This is a genomic window from Algoriphagus sediminis (assembly GCF_030403435.1).
Taxonomy (GTDB): domain Bacteria; phylum Bacteroidota; class Bacteroidia; order Cytophagales; family Cyclobacteriaceae; genus Algoriphagus; species Algoriphagus sediminis.
Window position 1 is genome coordinate 363,479 of sequence record NZ_JAUEPH010000004.1, and the last position, 22,496, is coordinate 385,974.

Genomic DNA, 22,496 nt, shown 5'->3' on the forward strand with positions numbered 1-22,496 from the left:
ACTCCTAATCCCTTGGTTTCTAGGTCTCTGAATATCCAATCTTTTGTTTCAATCAGAGAAAGCTAATAGCCCTTCGAGCCCTTGGTAATTGAACTATTGTAAATCTCTTTGTCCCCAGAATTCAACATTTCAAAGTCTCCAAATATCCAGCCATTAAGCCTAAATATCAAAGTAGCCCTTGTGTTCTTCGTGCTCTTTGTGGTTAGAAACTTAAATAATCATCCCCGCTCCTACAGTCTCATACGTATTCGGATCAATTAAAATAATCGAGCCGGTTTGTCTGTTTCTTTTATATGCATCCTTGAAAACAGGTTGTGCGGATCGGATAGAGATTCTGGCAATGTCATTCATCTGAATTTCACTTTCATTCTCAATCCTGTGAAGAGTATTCACGTCTACCTTATACTGAATATCTTTCACCATAGCCTGACATTCTTTCGTGGTATGCTTGATCAAAAGTTTGGTTCTGGACTGTAATGGCCTTTGGTTCATCCAACAAACCATAGCTTCCAAATCCTGAGTTGCATCAGGTTTATTATTCGGCCTCACAATCATATCTCCCCTACTAATGTCTATTTCATCTTCAAGAGTCATAGTGACAGACATGGGTGAAAAAGCTTCTTCAATTTTTTCGCCATTCAGCTCGATTGACTTGATCTTTGTGGTGAACCCTGAAGGCAAAACTTCCACTTCATCTCCTGATTTAAAAATTCCTCCTTCTATCCTTCCAGCATACCCTCTAAAATCCTGGTGTTCCAGAGTATGAGGACGGATAACCATTTGAACAGGAAATCTGCAGTCAACATGATTATAATCTGAAGCAATATGAACGTGTTCCAAATGATACAATAAAGTTGAGGCTTCGTACCATTGCATGTTCTTAGATCTTTCTACCACATTATCTCCTTTTAGCGCAGAAATAGGAACAAACTGAACGTCCTTAATATCCAGCTTTGAAGAAAAAGCCTCATAATCTGCAACTATCTTATTATACACCTCTTCCGAGTATTCCACCAGATCCATTTTGTTGATACAAACCACCACATGAGGAATTTTCAGTAAGGAGGCAATGAAGGAATGTCTATAAGTCTGCTCAAGGAGCCCCTTTCTGGCATCAATCAAAATGATCGCCAGGTTCGCTGTGGACGCACCCGTCACCATATTTCTGGTGTATTGGGTATGACCAGGTGTATCCGCAATGATGAATTTTCTTTTTGGGGTAGCGAAATAGCGGTAAGCAACGTCAATTGTGATACCCTGCTCTCTCTCTGATTTTAGACCATCTGTTAAAAGAGAAAGATCTACATAGTCAAAGCCCTTTTTCTCAGATGAGGTTTTTACTGCCTCAATCTGATCCTCAAAGATCGATTTTGAATCATATAATAATCTTCCGATCAAGGTGCTTTTTCCATCATCTACTGATCCGGCTGTAGTAAATCGTAGGAGTTGATTGTTTTCTTGAATGCTCATGGCTGAGTGATGTTAATGGTTAAAGGTTAAGCGTTAAAGGTTTGATAGTTCAGGGTTCTGGGTTCAATGTTGTCGAATTGATGAATTGAAGAATTGATAAAATCTATAATTGTCATTTCGAGCTCGCCTGCTTGTCGGGCAAGCCCGACTGATCGGCAGAGCAGGAAGTCTCAAGGCGTTCATTTGAGAAATTTGACTCAAGGCTTTATTAGAGATTTCTCACCCTTTCAGGGATTCGAAATGACGTTTCATTTGTCATTTCGAGGGAAGCGAAGCGACGAGCCCGCCTGCATACGGGCAGGAAATCTCATAGCGCTCATTCAACCCAGATCTGACTCCAATTCCTGAGAAGAGATTTCTCACCCCTGCAGGATTCGAAATGACGTTTCATTTGTCATTTCGACGAGGAACGAGGAAAAATCTCAGTGTATACTTTTATTCCCAACTTATATTAAAAATACCCCTGCTTCTTCCTGTCCTCCATCGCGGTCTCCCCTCTTTTATCATCAGCTCGGGTACCCCGCTCCGTCGTTCGGGTAGTGGCCACTTCTTCGATAATCAATTCCAGCGTATCCGCTTCAGATAACACCGCCCCGGTAATCGGCATATCACCACAAGTTCGATAGCGAACGACCATATTTTTCACTTCCTCATCGGGTTTCAACTGAATGAATTCCGAGTTTGCTAAAATGACTCCATCACGAACCACACAATCTCTTTTATGAGAAAAATATAGAGAAGGCAAATCTATCTGCTCCATTAAAATATACTGCCAAACATCCATTTCGGTCCAATTGGAAATTGGGAAAACCCTAAAATGTTCTCCATGATGTTTCTTACCATTGAACAAATTCCATAATTCAGGTCGCTGATTTTTTGGATCCCATTGCCCAAATTCATCTCTATGGGAGAAGAAACGTTCCTTTGCTCTGGCTTTTTCTTCATCCCTCCTGGCTCCGCCCATGGCCGCATCAATCTTATGCTCCTCCAGAGTATCCAAAAGAGTAACGGTCTGTAGCGCATTGCGGCTGGCATTTACACCTGTTTCCTCCCTCACTCTGCCTTTATCAATACTCTCCTGCACAGAACCCACAATCAACTGCACACCCAACTTCTCAACCAGATTATCTCTGAATTCTATGGTTTCGGGAAAATTATGTCCAGTATCAATGTGGATTAAAGGAAATGGTATTTTGGCGGGGTAAAAGGCCTTTTTCGCTAGGTGAGATAGAAGAATACTATCCTTTCCACCCGAAAAAAGTAAAGCCGGTCTTTCAGATTGTGAAACTACCTCTCGTATCACAAAAATAGCTTCTGCTTCTAATTCTTTTAAATGAGGTAAATAATAGGTTCCCATAGGGCTGTACTTGATTTAATCTTTAATTAATTCTTTAATTATAAACCTGTTCTAAACTTCATATTTTGTCTGAAGTTCAGGGTTCAAAGTTCAAGGTTTTGTCTATTTAGTTAAATTCAATTTTGGCAAGATCACTCCCAATACTTTTTGAATGGAGTCTTCCAGTTCTTCTTTATCTGAGTGAACATGTGCAACAGGATTCAAAGGTGCTTCATAAGGTGAATCTATCCCGGTAAAATTCTTAATAATTCCTGCCCTTGCCTTTTTATATAAACCTTTTACATCTCTTTGTTCGCAAACTTCAATCGGGCAATCCACGAAAACTTCCAAAAAATTATCTTTCCCAACCAAATCGGCAATCTTTGCCCTTTCATTCCTAAATGGAGAAATAAATGCAGCCACTACAATCAGGCCTGCATCCATCATCAACTTTGAGACTTCTGCTATTCTTCTGATATTTTCTATTCTATCTTGAACAGAAAAGCCAAGATCTTTATTTAAGCCACCTCTAATATTATCCCCGTCAAGTAGATAGGTTAAATAGCCCTTTTCGAAAAGATTAGATTCAATCGTATTTGCAAGAGTAGATTTCCCAGATCCCGATAAACCAGTAAACCAAATCAATTTAGGATTTTGCTTTAACCGATGTCTTCTCCTTGACCCAGAAATTCTAAAGTTATTTGGATATAAATGATCTTCCATATAAGGAAAGTATGGATTGTTTAATGACATATCAAAACTTCTAAATCAAGATATAGAAAGTCACAAAATTAGTGAGGGATTAACCTCTTGAATTCCTAGGTAAATTATTAGACTGACACACATAATCAATATTCCCTATGGGTTTTATAGGTTTTAGAAAAAAATAAAATTCTCTCGTACCCCTAAGCCCTCATAATTAATCTCCAACTTCTTTAATCTCACCATCTCTAATCTGATCGTTCCTCAGTTACCTTGATGCTCTTCGTGCCCTTTTCGGTTCTGTATCAAACCACTAAGCCCTCTAAGGACCCAAAGGTAATCTCCCCGTACCTTCGTCTTTAAGTCTCTTTGTTTTTTCAAAAAAACTTAGTGCTCTTTGTGCCCTTCGCGGTAAAAAATTATTGCACTTAACTTCCTTTGCGGTTACCCATCAAACCACTAAGGACTCAAAGCTATCCAGTTTTGTTCTCTCCATTCTATTGGTCCCTAAGTCTCTCCGTCTCCTTAGTGCTCTTGGTGCTCTTCGCGGTGAACCATCAAACCACCAAGCTCTCCAAGGACTCAAAGGTAATCTCACGAGTGATCCATCCAAATTACCTTAGAACAAATTGCCACCTGGCCCATCGCTAAATTTATTCACCGAATAAATTTTTAACGCTCCGTCCTCCCTTCGTCCCCAAGTCTCTCCGTCGCTAACCCAGTTGAGTTTAAATATTTGTACACAAAAAACCTTCGTGCTCTTAGCGCTCTTCGCGGTAATAAAGTTAGCGCTCTTGGCGGTTAACCATCAAACCACTAAGCCCTCCGAGGATTCAAAGCTAGTCTCACGAGTGATCCATCCAAATTACCTTAAAACAAATTGCCACCCGCCACCTGGCCCCTCGCTAAATTTATTCACCGAATAAATTTTTAACGCTCAGTCCTCCCTTCGTCTCCTTAGTGCTCTTTGTGCCCTTTGTGGTTCACCATCAAACCACTAAGCACTCTAAGGACTCAAAGCTAATCTGTTTTCATCCCTCATTTTGAATCTCTCAGTTCCTCCGTCTCCTTAGTGCTCTTTGTGCCCTTCGCGGTTAACCATCAAACCTCCAAGCTCTCCAAGTACACAAAGCGAAATCCTTACTTTGCCAATTTCTTCGTCCCTCAGTCTTTTTTTTTAAAAAGCTTCGGGCTCTTCGTGGACTTCGTGGTTAATCTCAGTCCCTCTTATTCCAGAAATAAATAAGACTCGCCTGAGCCATCACCGATGTCAGATTCTCCCCTTTTGGGAATTCAGGAGTACTATCAGGAGACAGCTGCCACTGATAGTTTTTCGCATGGATGATCTGGAGCTTTGAGCTAAGCAATAGGTTCCCAAATTTTCTATCGTAAAGAAACCCAAGGGAAAGATCTGTCCATGGTTTTCTTTCGCTTGGTTCATAGTATGATCGATAATAAAAGCCCTGATCTCGAGCTACTCTTTCAAATAATAAACCCAACTTATCAAATCCATCCACAAGTCCCACTTCAAGCATTTGAACATTTGCACCTTGACCGGTACCGACTCCCATACCTTGGCCAAAATTGGTAAATCCTCTAGCTTGAGCATGTTCATGCCAACTATTCCTCCCTCCTAATCCTGAATAACGAACAATCCTATTTATCGACTCCTGTTGGTGCGTGATTTCACTTCTAACTTGAATCTTGTAGTCCCACTCAGGAACCTTGAAAAGCTTCAAAAAGCCAAATAAGAAAGCCCTAGAATGGTCTGGATTTAGTACAAATTCTCTCCAATTTAAGGCGTGATCTCTCTTCCCATATTCGAAATAAATCTCCATCTGTGCCTTTGGAATTCTAAAATCTCCAAATAACACAACTTGTTGATCCCTTCCGTTTCCATCGAAATCAACGGTATTTCCGTCTTCGAAGAATCTCTCTTTTTGAAAAGGCTCAAATACTGGCAACCAATCAAAAAAAGAATTTCTAGGAATTGAATCGTAAACCTGAAAGGTCCTGGCAAAACCTAATGTTAAGTTGGGTACCCATTTAGGTTGGTAGCTTACCATCAATGCGTTTAGATACCTTTTATCATCAGGCAATGGACGCTCAATATATAAAGAGTTCAAACTGTCATTTTGCGATGGTGCTTGTAAACTAGATGAAGCTTTACCAATAAAAAGCTGTGCTTCAAAATCACCTATGAAAGTCTTTGCTGGTTTGGTTGTGTTAATAGTCAAATGAGGAAATCCTGGTGCATTGTTGGAAAAAGTCAAGGAGTTCCACTGTCCTGGTCCCCACCAGATATTTTGAGTTGAGAACCCAGCTTCAAAAGAACCAAAATTCGCAGTCAATTTAGATTGACCCCACCAAATCTTTGAATAGGATTTCGCAGCGTACCTTTCAGGAAAATCACCTCTACCCCAAGTGAAATAGCGATCTTTATAATTCCTGGTGGACAGATCCTCACCTAAACCCTGATGATTACCATTCTGAGCCCAAACAAATTCAGGTTGAACTTGCAATCTGAAAAATTTCCAAGTCACATTAATACCAGTCGAAATATATTGCTGGAACCCTACATTCGGAATCATCAACATATCACCCCAACCGTACGGTCTTTTTGTGTTTATCCTTGTAATTGCGTATATGGGGAGAATTCTTGTTTCTAATCCCTGTATGCCCAAATTGATGAAGGGGTCCATCGATAAAAGCGAATCTGAACCAAACCGAAGTCCGGGTCTTATAGGAAAGCTGGAATCAGAAGATTCAAGGCTGAAACGACGAGAACTTTCACTTAAAAGAGGAAAATCCCTGAAAACATCCTGAGCAACCGCATCAACTGTTAAAAAGCTAAAAACCGCAAGAATGACGATCTGTTTCATCAATTAATAATTGATATCAATTTTAACAATATAGAATGCCCATTCAATCAAGTATATGTTTCAAAAAAATCAAGCTTTGAGTAAATCAAAGTTTGATTGTACATTTTTAATTTTTGATGATCCATAAACAACATAATCTAATTTCAAATTCTTAATGTATTGTATAGCATCAGGAATATCGCTTACTCCTCCACTTGATAGTATGCTCATTCCCATTTTTTTAAAATAATGATCCTTTCCAATAAAAGTCTCAACCAAATTCAAATTTGGAAAAACATTGAAACCTTTTTTGTTAATGTTAAAACATACGACTAATTCACTCTGAACTGTAACTGGAAATTCTGCTATTGTTTTTTCAAGTATCAAAGGATTAAGTGTAATCAAACCAGGTTTAAAACCTTTTTTAATCAATACTTCGCAAAACTCTAAAAGCAGATCGTCGCGCTTCATTCCCAATACTAAATCCGTGACAATATTTTGAAGATACACATAGCTACCTTTTTCTAATTTATGTGGGAGTTCGAGTTCAATGATTAGTGGTAACAAGTCTTTAATATTCCTTGTAATTAGAAACTTAGGAGCTTTTCTGAATAACGAATTAAAAGAAGCACTCCTTAACGCATACTTAAACAATTCTAACATACCCTGCTCATTCACCATAGTTGCGAATTTATGTGGGTATGGTACACTATAATGGATCTCTTTACCTTTATCCAATTTTATCGAGGATACAATATTATAACCTCGGTCGTTAGAATTCATCATGAACCCATCAAGTCCAATCATCAAACTCTGAGAAATGAAGCTAATTATATCCTCATTAGATGAGAATTTAGCTTTTGTACTCTCTGCTTTATCAAGATCATTATGATTTATACCAAAAAATTGGTTATCTCCCAATATCTGTCTCATCCTTCGATAACGTTTTTAATTATTTCCCGAGTAATTAATGACTCTTCAACAGAGCCTATGACCTTTTGGTCACCTGTAAAGTCTTTCATTTGATCTGAAAATTCAACACCGCGCAAATAAAATTCTGTCGTCTTTGAAATATCCACTGTTGTTATCTTATTAATTACTTGATCATTTTGATTAACATGCTCTACTTTCTGTTGATCAACAATAAATTTTGACCCATCATTCATTTCATAAACCAACTTAAACACAGGTTTTCTGTAATTCTTATTTACCCAGTCAAAATGAAAAGAATAATCTATGTTCTTCGACCTAATATCGAACGAAACTATATCATCAACATCAGATACAATTGATCTTTTATCCAAAACTTCAATAATAGATTTGTCTAATCCTAATGTGTAAACGGCTAAATCCAGAATGTGAGATCCCATTTCATTGCTTACACCTGAATAAGGACCATTTCTCCAACCATTTGGTTTTTTTTCAATTGTATTACTAAAATAAGAACCTCTAAAAGCCACAACATCTTCAACAGGAAGATTTTTCTTAATCCATTGGATAACTGGAACAAATCGCAATACATAACCTACTTTTATTCGATCAAAATAATCACTTAAACCCTCATAGTTATCATCAACACCACCAAATGGTTTTTCAACAAAAATACTAGAATCTCCTCTAGATATACATTCCCTAATAATACCTAAATGAAACATTGGAGGGGTACAAATTAAAGTAAAATCCGAAGGTTCCTTAATCCTCACATCTGAAGCAAAAAACATTGCCTTAATATTATTTCGCGCAAAAGAGTTCACGAGTTTATTGGAATCTACCATTATATAATTCGCATCCTCCAATAATTGATTAAGAATGGCATAATGGGTTAAACCCATTCTGCCAAAACCATAAATAACGACTGATTTTTTATCCATTTAACCCAAATTTTTGACTTTTTCATTAATCATGTTGAATGCCAATTCTCCCTTTTTGAAGATATCTTCGTTTCTAGAAGAATCAGATGCTTTAATTAGTTTTTCCACAAGTTTACCCGAAGGATTTCTATGATAAGTCATAAGCTTATTCTTTATCAAGTAGTTGTCTACTTCGAGCAATTCTCCTTGATAGATTGACAAAGTTGGAACTCCTAAAATTGCTAACTCCCTTGTCATAGACCCACCTGCACCTATAAAAAATAAACACTCTTGAAAAATTTCTTTCAAAGGCAGAGGCGAGGTCCTTATTTCAACATTTCTAAATTCCTTATTATTCAGATGCTTTGCCTGCTCCTTGCTCCTGGGTAATATTACAATTGGATACTCACTTTCAAGTTGTTGAATAATGTTCTCTACGAAACTTCCATCTCCTGAATAATACTGAGCGGTCCAAGGCTCCAATCGTACAAAAATTTTCTTCTGTTTCGTTGGAGAGTCTGAAATATCAAAGAATTCAAACACCGAGTTTAAATAAATAGCCTCTTTTACTCCAGGATAAAATTGAAATTTGTTGTTTCTAATCCAGAAAATTTTTTTTGAATATGGAGCCAAAAACTCAGGCAACATATTCACCGTCGAGAATAAAAAGGCAATGTGATTTCCTTTGGCGTGTTCATTATCATTAAGGTAAATGGAAGGTATACCAAGAAAGCTACACACTACCGGAGAATAAAAGGAACTTTGGGAAATACCGATTGTCGGTTTATGCCTTTTGAGGTAGGATTTCAAATTCCAGACTCTTTTTGGAAAATAAGCGAGTTTTTTGAGGGTACTTTTTCCAGCATGGCCACCTACTTCCTCATATGACCACCCCTCTTGTTCAATAAGCGAAATGGTGTTGGCGAGATCTCTAGCAGTAATAATTAATTCTATTCCATTATTTTGCCATTTTTCAATAAAAGGTTTGAAAAAATTAATATGTGGTGAATTTGTAAGGTCAATCCAAATTTTCATAATCTTTCATTGTCTCCTTCAAAAAAGCGCAGAGCGCATAAAACATCCAAGCCTGTGCCCACCTCATGTATGGGATCTTTGAAGTAACACCTTTTTTCATTTGATAGAAATAGTAGCCTTTTTTAGACTTCATATTGGCAAATGTCCATCTCAAAACTTTCTCACAGAGCTGAATATTCTGTTTCAGTCGACCGGTCTTGATCAACGTAACTGTTAATTGAGCCGGAGAGTGAATATCGATAGGATAGGTCTTGTTGTGATAGTACTTGGGTATTCCATCTGCTTTGAAAAAGGATTTCAAGTAGAAATCGATACCACTATTAAATGAATCTTTGAAATCCATATCTCCAGTGTATTTCATGTATTCAAATATACACTCCAGGTTAAAGCCCGTATGGAAGCTGTCTACCCATCCCTGTACCGCAGCTTCCCCATAAATCCACGAACCATCTGCCTCTTGCTTATCGCAAATTGTCCTTACTGCTTTCTGTGACAGTTTTGTGTCATCTATGGAGCCTGAATAAGATGATGCCCGAGCCAATAATCTGGCTCCCAACAAGGAGGCATTGTATACCTTGGAATCATCTAAAGGTGAATAAGAGAAAATAAGCTCATCCCTATTTTCATAACGGTTGAGGTCATACTTAACAAAATTTGCTGCCGACAATGCCGCATCCAGAAGCCTCCGATCTTTGGTGATCTCATACCCCTCAAAGAGTGCATTGGCTACAAATGAAGTGGCTACCACTGTTGGGGTATATGCTGGCTGAAAGAAAACCCGGTTTTGCCAATCAAAATTATAGCCCCAACAAAAGTTATCATAACCTTTTGAGCGAAGCTCCAAAATCTTATTTCCAATAAAATGAATTCGTTTCAGAATTTCTGGGTCGTCTAGTCCCAGTGTCTTTTTCAAAGCATCACTACTACGGTAAAGGTCGCAATAACCATGTAGAAAAAGTCCAAGCCCTTTGGTGTTATAATCTTTCTTTACTGCGAGAAAAGGACGAAGGTTAAAAGGGTTGCGCTTAAAGAGTTGTATCCAGGCAAGTCTGGCAATCCTGGAGTGCTTCAGCGGAGTAGCCTGAAAAAACAGAGAATTTAGACCATCATATGGATCCCAGCCTTTGTAACCATTAGAATGACAGTAGTCAATTAAGTCTGAAAGCGCTTGATTTGACTCAGACCTCAACTTGTTGTCCTCCATTTTTTAATGAAGTAAGTACGTGAATGGTTGCTTTGCTGACTGCATATATTTCCTCAAAAGAAATAGGCGTTCTACCTTCGGATTTGAGCCCGTTGAAAAAGCTTTCAACCATCCCTTTCTGGCCTTTGTCCTGGTTTAGTAGCTTCTTCTTGACTGTATTTCCCTTCCCATAAATTTTGAGTTCTTTGAAATCGTTGATGATGGCAGAGCTACCAGAAGCAAATATTTCTATATATTCTTTCGGTAGGTCTTTGGCACCATTGGCATAATACGCCACCACGCCAGTTGAGCCATTGGCAAAGGTTAATAAAATATTGACCGTATCATTATGACCATGATGATCAGGCACTGCCGCTGCAGCCACCTTAATCGGTAAACTGCCATTGATGTAGGTAAGCAAGTCGATGAAATGGCAAACCTCTCCAATAATACGCCCGCCACCAATCTCCATGTCTTGTATCCAGGTATCTTTTGGAATCACTCCCGAGTTGATGCGATAGATCATGGACATTGGCCCATCGCCAAACTTCTGCTTTACCTTTTGAGTCAGTGGTGAAAATCTCCTGTTAAAGCCAACCATCAATGACCGGTCTTTCGCTTCGTAGATTTCTTTTATCTCCTCCAGCTCTTCAAGTGTGAGACATACTGGCTTTTCAACAAAGACATGCTTATCAGCTCGAAGTGCTACCATTACATATTTGGCATGTGAATCATGGCGCGTGGCTATGAATACTGAATTAGTTTTTTTATTGAGTACATCCTGTTCATTGGGAGTACAAAATTCAAAGTCGAATTTCTCTGCAACCCTTTTCGAAGTAGTACCGGTATTGGTCAATACGCCTACGCGGTTGATCCAATCAACTTTAGGTATGTTGGGTAGCAGATTTCCCTGTGCGTAACTTCCTGCTCCAATGAATGAGAGGTTGACCTTTGAAGACTTGTTGAACTTATTGATGCTCACCGCTTCGGTTTTTTGCGGTTTCTCTACGTCATATTTCAGAGCCACACCAATGAAAGGTTCAGTCCTGTTCATGATCAAGTCATAGGCCTTGGCTGCATCTGAAAAATCAAACTCATGTGTGGTCAGGTAACCTATGTCGATAGCCTTGGTGCTGAGCAATACCTGAAATGCTTGCATATTTCTACGTTCTGTCCATCTTACATATGCAGCCGGATAATCAATGCCTTTTTCTTCGTAATTAAGGTCGTATCTTCCAGGCCCATAAGAGCAGGCCATTTTCAGTTCGAGTTCTTTCATGTACCAATATGGGTCCCTGTCGAAGCCGGTTGGCACTGCTCCCAATATGATCACACTGCCTTTTTTCTTACATATGGAACCGGCAAAGTTGATAGGGTCTGAACTTTTGGTTGCTGCAGCGATGATCACCGAGTCTACTCCAATGCCGCCAGTAAAGTCCCGAATTTTTTCTTCAATGCCAGCAGTATCTCGCTGCAAGGTAAGATCAGCGGCGCCATTATCTCTGGCTAGCTTCAAAGTACCTTCAGCGATATCAATCCCCACAACCCTAACTCCCGAAGCTCTAAGCATAAGAGAAGCTAGCTGCCCAAGAAGCCCAAGGCCAATTACGGCACAAGATTCTCCCAGCCTAAGGTCGGCCTGGCGAATTCCTTGCAGGGCAATAGCACCCAGAGTGTTATATGCGGCATCTTTTAGACTTACACCTTCAGGTAATTTAACGCAGAGATTATTGGGTACGGCCACCACCTCCGCATGATTGGCATAACCAATCCCTGCACAGGCTACAAAATCTCCTTTTTTAATATCGGTCACCCCTTCACCCGATTCTAACACTTCACCGGCACAGCTGTATCCTAATGGTGAGTAGGCATCAAGCTTCTTTTTTACAGCTCTATAAGTTTGAATCGGACCTTGTTTTTTGAGCACATCCAGCACCTGCAATACTTGTTGTGGTCTTTCCTTAGCCTTACCAATCAAGCTTTTTCTTGCCGCAGAAACTGTGCTTTTCTCTGTTCCAGCGCTGATTATGGAATAATGATTTCTAACAAGAATCATCCCCTTACCTACCATTGGCATTGGCACCTCTTGAACCTCCATTTCACCAGACCCTAATTTTTGGGTAAGTTGTTGCATCAATTAGAATTTAAGATATTAATGTGTCTTTGTTGTTGCTCTTTAGTAAATCTATCTTTAATCTTTTTACAGGGATTGCCAACGCAAATTGAATATTCGGGAATATCTTTAGTCACTACACTGCCAGCACCAATTACAGACCCCCTACCGATAATAACTCCTGGAAGGATTGTCACATTTGCTCCAATCCAAACGTCATCTTCAATTTTTACTCCCTTAATAATCCGACTATAGCTGTTTTCAAACATGGTTCTACCAACTTTATCATAAACATGATTATCACACTCTATAACGACATTCGGACCAATCAAAATATCATTACCAATATAAAGATTCCTGGCCGAAATGTGAAAGTTATTTGAAATAAAAACATTACTTCCAATTACAATTTCTTCCGGTCTAATAAACACTCCATTTTTAGAAAATACTAAATTACTCCCTCTCTTTTTAAATTTTCGCAGACTACGAAAATAATATATTTCTTGTAATAAATTTCTCAACCACATCAGTTATTAATAATGTTATAAAAATCAAAATTTAATCTATCCGAAGAATACAACTTAGATTTTTCAATACTTACTTTATTAGGATTTGGCAATCTCAAGGCTTTATTCATTAATTCAGAAAAAACTTTAACATTTCTATCTTTTAAAACAAAGCCATTGACATTATGTTCTACCATATATTTCGCACCACTCACATTGGATGTAACAATATTTTTACCACATGCGAGAGCCTCAGTCATAGCGGTCGGCCAGCCTTCGAACAATGAGAACATAACAAAAATATCAGCAGCATTTAAATACTGTGAAATTTCATTAGGGCTTCTTCTACCTATTAATTGTATGGTTTCATTTTCAATTTCATCTTTAGCGTAAATGCGAATATCCTCTTCATCCTCACCATCACCGATAAAAATTAATTTTGAATTTGGCTCCTTCATGAGAAAGAATCGGTATGATTCAATTAAATCTTTCCACCCTTTGACATAAGATAACCTCCCCACTGAAACAATAAGTTTTACATTTTCCTTAATTTGCAAGCTATACCGTATATTAGTATTTTCATAAGGATAAAATATACTTGAATTAAACCTCGTTGGAAAAAAAACGATACTATTCTCACGCAATCTGAACTTTTCCTCTTTTTGCAAAATAGACTCTCTATCAGCCGCAGCTAAAATATAATCAAAGTTCTTCTTAAGATCATTAAAAAGCTTCTTCTCATACATTCCTCCTAAGAAACGCAAACGCTTAAACCTAGAATTTTCAACTGAATTCGTTAACCCTGCAAAACAAAAAACTGTTTTCTTCCATTTTAATCCACTTAACAAAAAAACGAATTGTGGTGTTTGGGTGAATACAACATCATAAAAATATGCATTTAAATGAATATACTTAATATATTTCCTAAGCATCAAATATGAAATCAATCGTTTAGGTAGCTTGCTATGTATCACTTGTGAAGTTGGCCCAATAGAAAAATAACTAATTGTCCTATCATTAAATTGTTTATTAAACCACTTTCCTACAGGTTCATTATCATCACCAAATCCAACCAAATAAAATTTCGCATCTACGCTGTGCACAAATTGTTTAGCAAAAGTTAAGGTACCACCAATTGGAAAGTTTAAAAAATTACAACTCTCCAAATATAAAATATTCAACATAACATTTAGAGTTTAATAAAATGATCGATTATTACATCTAAAGTCTCAAAAGTTCAAAATTCTATTCAAATATAAACCCGAAACATAGGAAACCCTATATTTTTCTAATTCATGTTTATCGATTGGCTCAATAGATTTCATATTATAAAAAAAATCTGACAAAAGCTTAGATAATTCCGTTTCAGAAAAAGATTTCAAAATATAACCATATTTACCATTACCTAAAAGTTCAGGAGCTGAACCTGTACTGGTTGCGATAATAGGCAAATTAAAAGCCATTGCTTCAATAAAAACATTTCCAAAGCCTTCCCATAAAGACGTTGAAACAAATAATGACGCGAATTTATAGAATGGAAAAGGATTATTTTGACTACCCAATAATAACACTCTCCCATTTAATCCAAGCGAATCTATTAAACTTTCAAGATTGGACCGTAGAGTACCTTCTCCAATAATTACAAGATAACACAAGTTTGATAATTGGCTTAAAGCATATGATTTAATTAATAGTTCAAAATTTTTTACTTTTTCAAGTCTGCCTACAGATAGTATAAACCGTTTTTCAATTAAAAAACTCGGAACAACGTAATCTTCATTAGCTAATTCATTTATATTTTCAGATATAACCGGGTTTTGAATTGTAACAACTCTTTTATGTTTAACGAAGCCACTAACAATTAAACTCTCTTTTGTTGATCTTGAATTACAAATTATCAATCCCGAATATTTAAAGCTCAATCTAAGTAAGTATTTTATAATTTTACCCCCAAAGTTACAATAATTTTGTAATTGTTCTGCTTGCCTAGTTACAACTAAGTATCTGCTTCTTGTAAACAAACTAGCAGCAAAATTGAGAATATTAGGAACATTTAAAGTAGATAAAACAAACTTTGGACGAATTGTATCAATAAGCTTTATTAAATCAAACAAAGCCAATAACTTATTGGTGGAAATACGTACTCTATTTACACTAAAATTCAATTGGTCAGAATAAAACTCATTTTCATATTGCGTAATAAGAGTTACATCATGTTTTAATGACCACTCATTAGCCAAATTAACAAATACTTTTTCAGCTCCTCCTCTCCCTAAACTAGGTAGAAATAATATTATTCTCATATCCTAATGAAGTAAATCGAATATTAAATTAGAGATAGCCCTCTACTAATACTTAAAGCCATAATAAATGTAAAAGGAACAAGCCCAAAATCAGAGTAAAAAGATCCATGCGTAGGAAGAGTTAAAAGTAAAAGAAGAAAAGAAAATAAAAGAATATATCGACAGTATTTGAAATTTGGGGATAGCAAAAACTTGATATAAAAAATTAAAATAAACAGAACACCAAAAATACCAAAATAATTAAGCAAAGTAAGGTAACCAGAATCAACAGAATATAGAGTAAAAGCTCGATTACCAGCAATAGAAGTATCTAAAAGTCCAATTTCTTTACCATATCCGGAATTATGATGAATAAAGCCCCACCCAAAAATTGGTTTTTCTAAAAATCTAGGGATCGTATAAATCAAATCAAGTTCAATCCTTCCAAAGGTAGTACTACCTTCGTCCGATCTTGATACAAAGTCCAAGGGAATAGAAATGAATTTATTTGTTATTTGTCCATTCAACCATACAAAGTCGAAAACTAGCAAAACAGGAAATGTAAGGCAGGCCCAAAATAACAATCGCAATACTTTTTTAGACTGTATTTGTAAAACTAGATACAAAAGTAATAACAAACTCAATACTAACAAATAAGACCTAAATCCTTGCAAACCAACTGCCATCAAAAACAATAATAGCAGTAACGAATTAACTATATTATTTTTGTTAGAATTTCGAATTGTAAAAAAAATATAAATCGCACCAAAATGTGGAAATAGCATAGTTTTCGAAATAAAGTCATTCCTTTGAAACTCATATTTGTACCTTTCTCGAGCCCTTACCTCTTGAAATAAATCACTAACTAATTCAGGAGAGATTGAATTTAATAATATTTGAATCGAAGTAAAAATTGCTAGAAAATAAAATAAATTTTTATAATAGCTAAAATTGTCATTCCTGATAATATCATTTATTAACAGATAAAATAGGGGCAGGATAAAGAAATCTCTACCTACACGGAATGACATAAAAATATTAATATCACCTCTAAAAGGCATGAAAAGAACAATACCTAAAACATAAAAATAAATAATTGTGAAAAAAGTAAAAGGTGTTGAAAACAGTGCATTAGAAAAGACTGGATTCATTAAAATTAATAAAATAAATACAATATTCAATAAAGCAATTGCCAAGTCATAAGAATGCAAACCAAAAAAAATTGCATCTGATTGGAAATTATACAAACCTAGGGCACCTGTAAATATAACAATCAATACTGTTAAAAAAACTTTCATGGAAGAATAGTTTTTTTCTTTAGCATTGAAAAAACGTGAATAAAATAATAAGTTGTCACAATTAACACTGCCAAACCTATTGAAAACACGGCGCCTTTTAGCCCGAAGAGAGGGATAAACAAAAACAAACCAACAACCAATACAATTAATTTAAGAATTGTACCGTTAAAATAAGCCTTGTCTCTTTCCAGATTATTTAAATAAGATGATAATAGGGCATAGATTGGCCAGAGGGGCATTAAAAAAATACAAAAATATTTAAATATAATCTTCGAATCTTCAAAACTTTTACCAAATAATATATCAATAATTTCATCACCTAGCACAATGGAAAAAGAAGAACAAATAACACCAATGAATAAATATAGAAATAATAGATTTCCAAACATTCTTCTCCTAACAGACAATGGCTTATTTTGAGATTCAACAATCCAAGGAGAAAAGACCAAATTTATGGAATGAAGAAGAGTTGTCAAAACCAAAAACAACTTAAATGAAGCGCTATAAACTCCTACATCTTTTGAAGCCAAAAAAAGAGGAATTATTATGATTGGCAAAGAAGAAACAAAGAAGTTTGACTTCGCACCTAATCCTAATAAGAAATTGCCTTTTAACAGATAAAAACCTTTCTTCAAACTAAATAATTTCATTTGAATGATTATTTTTTTCGTTACGGGAACGATTAAAATCACAGCCTCAATCAATCTTCCAAAAAAATTAAAGAGAAGAACAATTAATATTGAATTAATAAGGCCTTCAAATAAAAGTAGCATAATTAAAAAAAAAAATTGACCAAAAAATGAACTGAAGCTTGGTAAAAATGCTTTTTTTTGTCCATAATAAAAATAGTCTATCGAAAGAGCAACACCAAAATTAATAAGTATCGCCATAGATATATATTTAAAATTTTCAATGGAACCAAACGAAGGAAAAATAAGAAGCAATATAATTCCCCCGAAAAACCATAAAGAAAGGCGAGCAGGTGTTATTCTTTCAACAATTTTTAAACCACCTTCCGGAGATTTTGCAACGTCTCTAATTCCTTTTGCTAAAAAACCCCAATTTGCAGGTAAAAATGCATAACCGGCTAGAGCAATAGCATAACTATAAATACCATAATCATTTGGCCCCAAGGCACGTGAGATTATGGGAACAGAAATAAAAGAGACAATACTACCTAAGGTGACAAAACCAACTCTACTAAAAAGATTTCTAATTATTATTACACTCACCTTTAATTAGTATAAGTAGCCATTATCATATGGAAATTCAAATTCAAAGTCTTGCATCTACTTTCTGTTTAGGTAATATACTTTTCACATCAAACACCACTTGATTATCAGATTTCTGGATTTGCCAAGATTTGAACTCTATATGTGCCACAGCCAAAATAATCGCAGAGTACTGATCTAAGTTCTCTTTGGTTTTGCCATTGATAATTTCTAAGCCATACTCATGCTTAACTTCAGCTGGATCAGCCCAAGGATCATAGATATCTACATCCATATCGAAGGATTTGAGTTCTTGGTAGATATCGATCACTCTAGTATTCCTCACATCCGGACAGTCTTCCTTAAAGGTAAAGCCTAAAATCAAAACCTTAGCATCAATCACTTTCAGGTCCTTACGCATCATGTGCTTGATTACCTCGGTAGCCACGTGCTTACCCATGGAGTCGTTGAGTCGACGTCCTGCTAAAATAATTTCCGGATGATAGCCTACTTCTTGTGCCTTTTGGGCGAGATAATAAGGATCAACTCCAATGCAGTGCCCTCCTACCAGTCCAGGTCGGAAAGGAAGGAAATTCCACTTTGTTCCTGCAGCTTCTAAGACTTCCTGCGTGTCGATATCCAATAGATTAAAGATCTTGCTCAGTTCATTGACAAAGGCAATGTTGATATCCCGCTGGGAGTTTTCGATCACCTTTGCCCCTTCAGCTACTTTAATGGAGGAGGCTTTGTGCGTACCAGCTGTGATTACTGACTTGTATAGCTCATCCACATAATCTGCTACTTCAGGAGTACTCCCCGAAGTAATCTTGAGGATTTTGGTTACTGTATGCTCTTTATCTCCAGGGTTGATGCGCTCGGGAGAATAGCCAGCGAAGAAGTCCTCATTATATTTCAGACCTGAAATTTTTTCCAAAACCGGCACACATTCTTCTTCCGTTACGCCCGGATAAACGGTGGATTCATAAATTACTACATCCCCTTTTTTTAGTACTCTCGCGATGGCTTCCGAGGCTTTGAGCATAGGAGTAAGAATCGGGCGATTGTGTTTATCTGTTGGGGTAGGAACAGTTACGATAAAGATATTTGCTGTGGAAATGGGTAAAATAGCATCCGTAACCTGCAGTCCCCTTCCTCTTTCTTCTAATTTTAAAGGGTTTTCAACAAGTACTGATTGAAGATCACTGTCTTCTACCTCCAAGGTCCGATCATGACCTTTTTGCAGTTCATCCACTCTCTTTGGATCTATATCATAGCCTACTGTTTTGAATTTTTCAGCAAAGGCAACTGCCAAGGGAAGACCTACATAACCAAGGCCGATAATGGCGATTTTACTTTCATTTAATGGTTTTAGCATGGAAGAAGTGACGAATTTAGGGTTTGGATTTCAGGTTCGAGGTTCAATGTTCGGAGTTCAATGTTCCGAGTTGGTATCAAATACAATTAAGAATGTTCAAGGTTCTTTGTTCGAGGTTCGGGGGTTAGCTCATTAGGGATTAATTGATTAAGGATTAAAAGTTTAACCGAAATACTAACCTAATTCCTTACCCTTGATTTTAAGTCTTTTGAAGAGTTAATTTGATACTTATACAGAGCGTTTAACTTCTTTATGATTATATCAAGATTATTTCTCAGCTGCTCATACTGCTGATTCTCAATGTATTTCATATCCAAAGCATAACTTAAATGATCGATTGTTTCCAATGCACTGGCGAAAGAAATATTTGTAAAATGGGCTTGGTCTTTTAGGCTAGCTCTTCCGGAACCTTCAGCAAGATTCGTGGCTATACTTGAACTGGATCTTCTGATCTGAGAGATAAGTTCGAAGCGTTCATTTTTCGGGAAATTTAGAGTCAATTTCTTGATTTCAATTCTAAACTTCCTGGCCAATTTATAAACCTCTAATTTTTCAAATGAATAAGAAAAATACATTTTGACCTCAATTAACCTTTAAACAATTAAAAGATTAACCAATCCTAACTTCCAAACTCGATTAGACTTAACCTTGCGCTCGATACAGCTTCGCCCTTTCAGTCCCAGGGACTTAGCAAAAAATTCTTGAAAAATCGGGAAACCCGTTCCCTAAGATTTTTGATAACTAGATCAAATAGAGTTGCAAATTAGCAATGAGCTTGCCATCCTAATTAATTCTAAATTATCAATAAGTTATTTGAGTTTACTTCCTTCTTAAAGCTCTTTTCCACCAAGGCAGTTGGGCTTCCTCATGGTACCCGTAAGAGTTGTTTCCATAACCGTAACCATACCCGTATCCATATCCATACCCGTAACCTTTATCCACATGCACATCATTAAGAATGCCGTAAATCTTGGACACCCCTCCCTTTTCCACCAGATTATTTAGAATTTGTGTATTTCCTTTCATCGAGTATGCCTGACGGAACACAAAGAAGTTGATATCAGAGAAGGCGAATAATTCCTTTGTTTCTGATACCAATCCAACGGGAGGACAATCAAAAATTACCACTTCGTATTCTGATTTTATTTCTCTCAAAATCTTGCCAAATTTTTCCTGTAAAAGTAACTCAGCCGGGTTCGGAGGAATAGGCCCCGAAAGTAATACATCAAAGTTTTTATAACCCGTGGGTTTTACTGCTTTTCTCCAATCTGTGTCACTACTCAAACAGGTACTCATACCCACATCATTTGGAAGATTAAAATCTTCAGCAATTTTTGGTTTCCGAAGATCCAGGCCGAGAAGAATCACCTTCTTGCCCATCAGGGCATAAACAGAGGCCACATTAATGGATACGAAGGTCTTACCCTCTCCGGAAATTGAAGAAGTAAATAGAATAGTAAGATTATCCCGGCTTGGACTAAGATAGGACATATCTGCCCTAAGCGATCTAAATGATTCGGTTACAGAAGACCTGGGATTATTTAATACCGGAATAGCATCCTCTGATTGATTTCTACCAATCATTCCAATAAGAGGTACTTTTATCTGCTTCTCCAGCTCCTTGGGATCCTCAATTTTTGTATTCAAAAAGTCCTTAACCGTAATGAAACCTATGGGCACAATAAAGCCCAGAATTAATCCTATAAGCAAATTAAGACTGGTTTTTGGTGCAATAGGTAATTGTCCGGCTTTCGCCGTGTCAAGAATGGTATTCTTTGGCATATTGGCTGCCATAGTAATCTGAGCCTCCGCCTTTTTCTGAAGCAGATAAACGAAAATATTCTCGTTGATCGTAAACTGCCTCTGAATGCTAATCAGATTTCTTTCAGTTTCGGGAAGAGAACTCACATCGCTCTCGATCATTCGAATTCGGCTATTCAAGTCAGCCAATACATTTTCGGTATTGGCGATAGCAGAATTCACATTTTCCAGCAAAGCTCTTTTGGAATTCGCTATCCTATTTTGATTTTCCCTGACGAAAGGTGATTCCTCAGTGAAATTAGAAGTGAGCCTTTCATTTTCGGCCTGTAATTCACTCAGAGATTCAACCAGACTATTCAATAATGGATCTGCCACTCCTATAAGTGATGGAGCAACCAGATCTCCTGATTGATTTGATAATAAATAGTCTTTCAGGGTCTGATAATACCTCAGGTTAAGTTCGGTCTGGCTCTTTTCTTTTTCCAGTTCTTGTAATTGTTCAAAAATTACAGAACCCTCTTGAGATAGGTTAAAAACCTGATTTTCAGTTCTATATTCCTGAAGACGGCTTTCAGATGACTGCAAATCTGCTGATATACCTGTTAGCTGATCATCAATAAATTCAATGGTACTTTCAGATGCCCTGTTCTTTTCACCAAGCTCACGCTGAAGGTACATTTCCATCAGTTTATTGATATAATCTTCACCAAGTCTACGAACGGGGGTCTCCAAAGTCAGGGTAAGAATGGCTGACTGCTTGTTTGTGGGTGCAACGGCTAAATCCTCTCTATATTTAAGCGCCAGACTTGGGGAGTCCACCAATCTAAATAACAGGTTATCTCCTGCGAGAGACGACACCTGGTTTACCGTGAATGCAAAGTCCTCACCTCTTATTTCCTCTCCAAAATTATAGATACTCTTGGATAACCTTACCTGGTTTTTAGGCTGAGTTTTATAATATGGATCTTTGGGATCAAAAATTTTAAACTCGTCATTTTCAATTGTCAACTCAAAGGATTCATCATTGAGCACCTCCAAACGGAACATACCCTCAACAAGCTGATTTTGGTTCCAATCCACAGAGACAAGAATGGCCGGGTTATCATAGCGTCTTGTTGTCCGTACAAAGCCCTCTTCAAAATACTCTACATTTAAATCCAGAGCATTTATTGACTCCTCAGCCAGAGTGTAGGATTTAAGAATCCCAATTTCATTCTCAATGTTGCTTTGTCCCTGAAATCCTCCAAATCCTGCAGATTCAAAAAGATCCATCCCTAGGGAGGCTTCCTCATCTTCTATCAGAACACTGGATTGAATCTGATAAATCGGTGTTGAGTAGCGATTAAACGCAAATGCAAAGACAATCCCCAGGAACATACAAATCCCAATCCAGGGCCAGTATTGCAGATAATTAAAAAGCAAAACCTTTAGATCAATTTCATCCTCCTTGTTCGCAACAAAAGGGTTTGCTTGCTGATTTCCGTTATTTGGAATATTTGAATACATGTAATTC

17 protein-coding genes are annotated in these 22,496 nt (G+C 37.0%); all 17 read right to left on the reverse strand.

Going from position 1 to position 22,496, the window contains the following annotated elements:
* Window positions 1-210: 210 nt before the first annotated feature.
* Window positions 211-1,470 carry a sulfate adenylyltransferase subunit CysN gene (cysN, locus tag QVH07_RS10915; protein WP_290000334.1) on the reverse strand — a complete coding sequence of 420 codons (1,260 nt, stop codon included), beginning with the start codon at window positions 1,468-1,470 and terminating at the stop codon, window positions 211-213.
* Window positions 1,471-1,921: 451 nt separating this feature from the next.
* Window positions 1,922-2,827, reverse strand: a complete 906-nt coding sequence (gene cysD, locus QVH07_RS10920; RefSeq protein ID WP_290000336.1) for a sulfate adenylyltransferase subunit CysD — start codon at window positions 2,825-2,827, stop codon at window positions 1,922-1,924.
* 102 nt (window positions 2,828-2,929) lie between these two features.
* Window positions 2,930-3,529 (reverse strand): adenylyl-sulfate kinase, encoded by a 600-nt coding sequence (gene cysC, locus QVH07_RS10925; protein WP_290000339.1) that lies wholly within the window; start codon window positions 3,527-3,529, stop codon window positions 2,930-2,932.
* Between the two features lie 1,196 nt (window positions 3,530-4,725).
* Window positions 4,726-6,390 (reverse strand): capsule assembly Wzi family protein, encoded by a 1,665-nt coding sequence (locus QVH07_RS10930; RefSeq protein ID WP_290000340.1) that lies wholly within the window; start codon window positions 6,388-6,390, stop codon window positions 4,726-4,728.
* 69 nt (window positions 6,391-6,459) lie between these two features.
* Window positions 6,460-7,302 carry a hypothetical protein gene (locus QVH07_RS10935; protein WP_290000343.1) on the reverse strand — a complete coding sequence of 281 codons (843 nt, stop codon included), beginning with the start codon at window positions 7,300-7,302 and terminating at the stop codon, window positions 6,460-6,462.
* Window positions 7,299-8,240, reverse strand: a complete 942-nt coding sequence (locus QVH07_RS10940; protein ID WP_290000345.1) for a Gfo/Idh/MocA family oxidoreductase — start codon at window positions 8,238-8,240, stop codon at window positions 7,299-7,301. Before QVH07_RS10940 ends, QVH07_RS10935 begins: the two co-directional genes overlap by 4 nt.
* The gene (locus QVH07_RS10945; protein ID WP_290000347.1) at window positions 8,241-9,254 is read right to left on the reverse strand and encodes a DUF354 domain-containing protein; all 1,014 of its coding nucleotides are present in this window, start codon (window positions 9,252-9,254) and stop codon (window positions 8,241-8,243) included.
* A complete protein-coding gene (locus tag QVH07_RS10950; protein ID WP_290000350.1) occupies window positions 9,238-10,458 on the reverse strand; it encodes a delta-aminolevulinic acid dehydratase in 1,221 nt (406 codons plus the stop codon). The genes QVH07_RS10945 and QVH07_RS10950 overlap by 17 nt, the downstream gene beginning before the upstream one ends.
* Window positions 10,433-12,571 (reverse strand): bi-domain-containing oxidoreductase, encoded by a 2,139-nt coding sequence (locus QVH07_RS10955; protein WP_290000351.1) that lies wholly within the window; start codon window positions 12,569-12,571, stop codon window positions 10,433-10,435. The genes QVH07_RS10950 and QVH07_RS10955 overlap by 26 nt, the downstream gene beginning before the upstream one ends.
* Complete coding sequence (locus tag QVH07_RS10960) at window positions 12,571-13,071, reverse strand: acyltransferase (RefSeq protein ID WP_290000352.1); 501 nt, start codon at window positions 13,069-13,071, stop codon at window positions 12,571-12,573. The genes QVH07_RS10955 and QVH07_RS10960 overlap by 1 nt, the downstream gene beginning before the upstream one ends.
* A 5-nt stretch (window positions 13,072-13,076) precedes the next feature.
* Window positions 13,077-14,240, reverse strand: coding sequence for a glycosyltransferase family 4 protein (locus tag QVH07_RS10965; RefSeq protein WP_290000353.1), 1,164 nt, complete (start codon window positions 14,238-14,240; stop codon window positions 13,077-13,079).
* A 45-nt stretch (window positions 14,241-14,285) separates the two neighbouring features.
* Window positions 14,286-15,359, reverse strand: coding sequence for a glycosyltransferase (locus QVH07_RS10970; RefSeq protein ID WP_290000354.1), 1,074 nt, complete (start codon window positions 15,357-15,359; stop codon window positions 14,286-14,288).
* Between the two features lie 23 nt (window positions 15,360-15,382).
* A complete protein-coding gene (locus QVH07_RS10975) occupies window positions 15,383-16,636 on the reverse strand; it encodes a hypothetical protein (protein ID WP_290000357.1) in 1,254 nt (417 codons plus the stop codon).
* Window positions 16,633-17,868, reverse strand: a complete 1,236-nt coding sequence (locus tag QVH07_RS10980) for a lipopolysaccharide biosynthesis protein (protein ID WP_290000358.1) — start codon at window positions 17,866-17,868, stop codon at window positions 16,633-16,635. Before QVH07_RS10980 ends, QVH07_RS10975 begins: the two co-directional genes overlap by 4 nt.
* A 43-nt stretch (window positions 17,869-17,911) precedes the next feature.
* Complete coding sequence (locus tag QVH07_RS10985) at window positions 17,912-19,222, reverse strand: nucleotide sugar dehydrogenase (protein ID WP_290000360.1); 1,311 nt, start codon at window positions 19,220-19,222, stop codon at window positions 17,912-17,914.
* A 179-nt stretch (window positions 19,223-19,401) separates the two neighbouring features.
* Window positions 19,402-19,797, reverse strand: a complete 396-nt coding sequence (locus tag QVH07_RS10990) for a four helix bundle protein (RefSeq protein ID WP_290000361.1) — start codon at window positions 19,795-19,797, stop codon at window positions 19,402-19,404.
* Window positions 19,798-20,041: 244 nt separating this feature from the next.
* Window positions 20,042-22,489 carry a GumC family protein gene (locus QVH07_RS10995; RefSeq protein ID WP_290000362.1) on the reverse strand — a complete coding sequence of 816 codons (2,448 nt, stop codon included), beginning with the start codon at window positions 22,487-22,489 and terminating at the stop codon, window positions 20,042-20,044.
* Window positions 22,490-22,496 lie beyond the last annotated feature (7 nt).

Coding starts and splice junctions, on each gene's coding strand:
- cysN (WP_290000334.1), bottom strand. CDS start 1,470: ATGAGCATTCAAGAAAACAATCAACTCCTACGATTTACTACAGCCGGA.
- cysD (WP_290000336.1), bottom strand. CDS start 2,827: ATGGGAACCTATTATTTACCTCATTTAAAAGAATTAGAAGCAGAAGCT.
- cysC (WP_290000339.1), bottom strand. CDS start 3,529: ATGGAAGATCATTTATATCCAAATAACTTTAGAATTTCTGGGTCAAGG.
- QVH07_RS10930 (WP_290000340.1), bottom strand. CDS start 6,390: ATGAAACAGATCGTCATTCTTGCGGTTTTTAGCTTTTTAACAGTTGAT.
- QVH07_RS10935 (WP_290000343.1), bottom strand. CDS start 7,302: ATGAGACAGATATTGGGAGATAACCAATTTTTTGGTATAAATCATAAT.
- QVH07_RS10940 (WP_290000345.1), bottom strand. CDS start 8,240: ATGGATAAAAAATCAGTCGTTATTTATGGTTTTGGCAGAATGGGTTTA.
- QVH07_RS10945 (WP_290000347.1), bottom strand. CDS start 9,254: ATGAAAATTTGGATTGACCTTACAAATTCACCACATATTAATTTTTTC.
- QVH07_RS10950 (WP_290000350.1), bottom strand. CDS start 10,458: ATGGAGGACAACAAGTTGAGGTCTGAGTCAAATCAAGCGCTTTCAGAC.
- QVH07_RS10955 (WP_290000351.1), bottom strand. CDS start 12,571: ATGCAACAACTTACCCAAAAATTAGGGTCTGGTGAAATGGAGGTTCAA.
- QVH07_RS10965 (WP_290000353.1), bottom strand. CDS start 14,240: ATGTTGAATATTTTATATTTGGAGAGTTGTAATTTTTTAAACTTTCCA.
- QVH07_RS10970 (WP_290000354.1), bottom strand. CDS start 15,359: ATGAGAATAATATTATTTCTACCTAGTTTAGGGAGAGGAGGAGCTGAA.
- QVH07_RS10975 (WP_290000357.1), bottom strand. CDS start 16,636: ATGAAAGTTTTTTTAACAGTATTGATTGTTATATTTACAGGTGCCCTA.
- QVH07_RS10985 (WP_290000360.1), bottom strand. CDS start 19,222: ATGCTAAAACCATTAAATGAAAGTAAAATCGCCATTATCGGCCTTGGT.
- QVH07_RS10990 (WP_290000361.1), bottom strand. CDS start 19,797: ATGTATTTTTCTTATTCATTTGAAAAATTAGAGGTTTATAAATTGGCC.
- QVH07_RS10995 (WP_290000362.1), bottom strand. CDS start 22,489: ATGTATTCAAATATTCCAAATAACGGAAATCAGCAAGCAAACCCTTTT.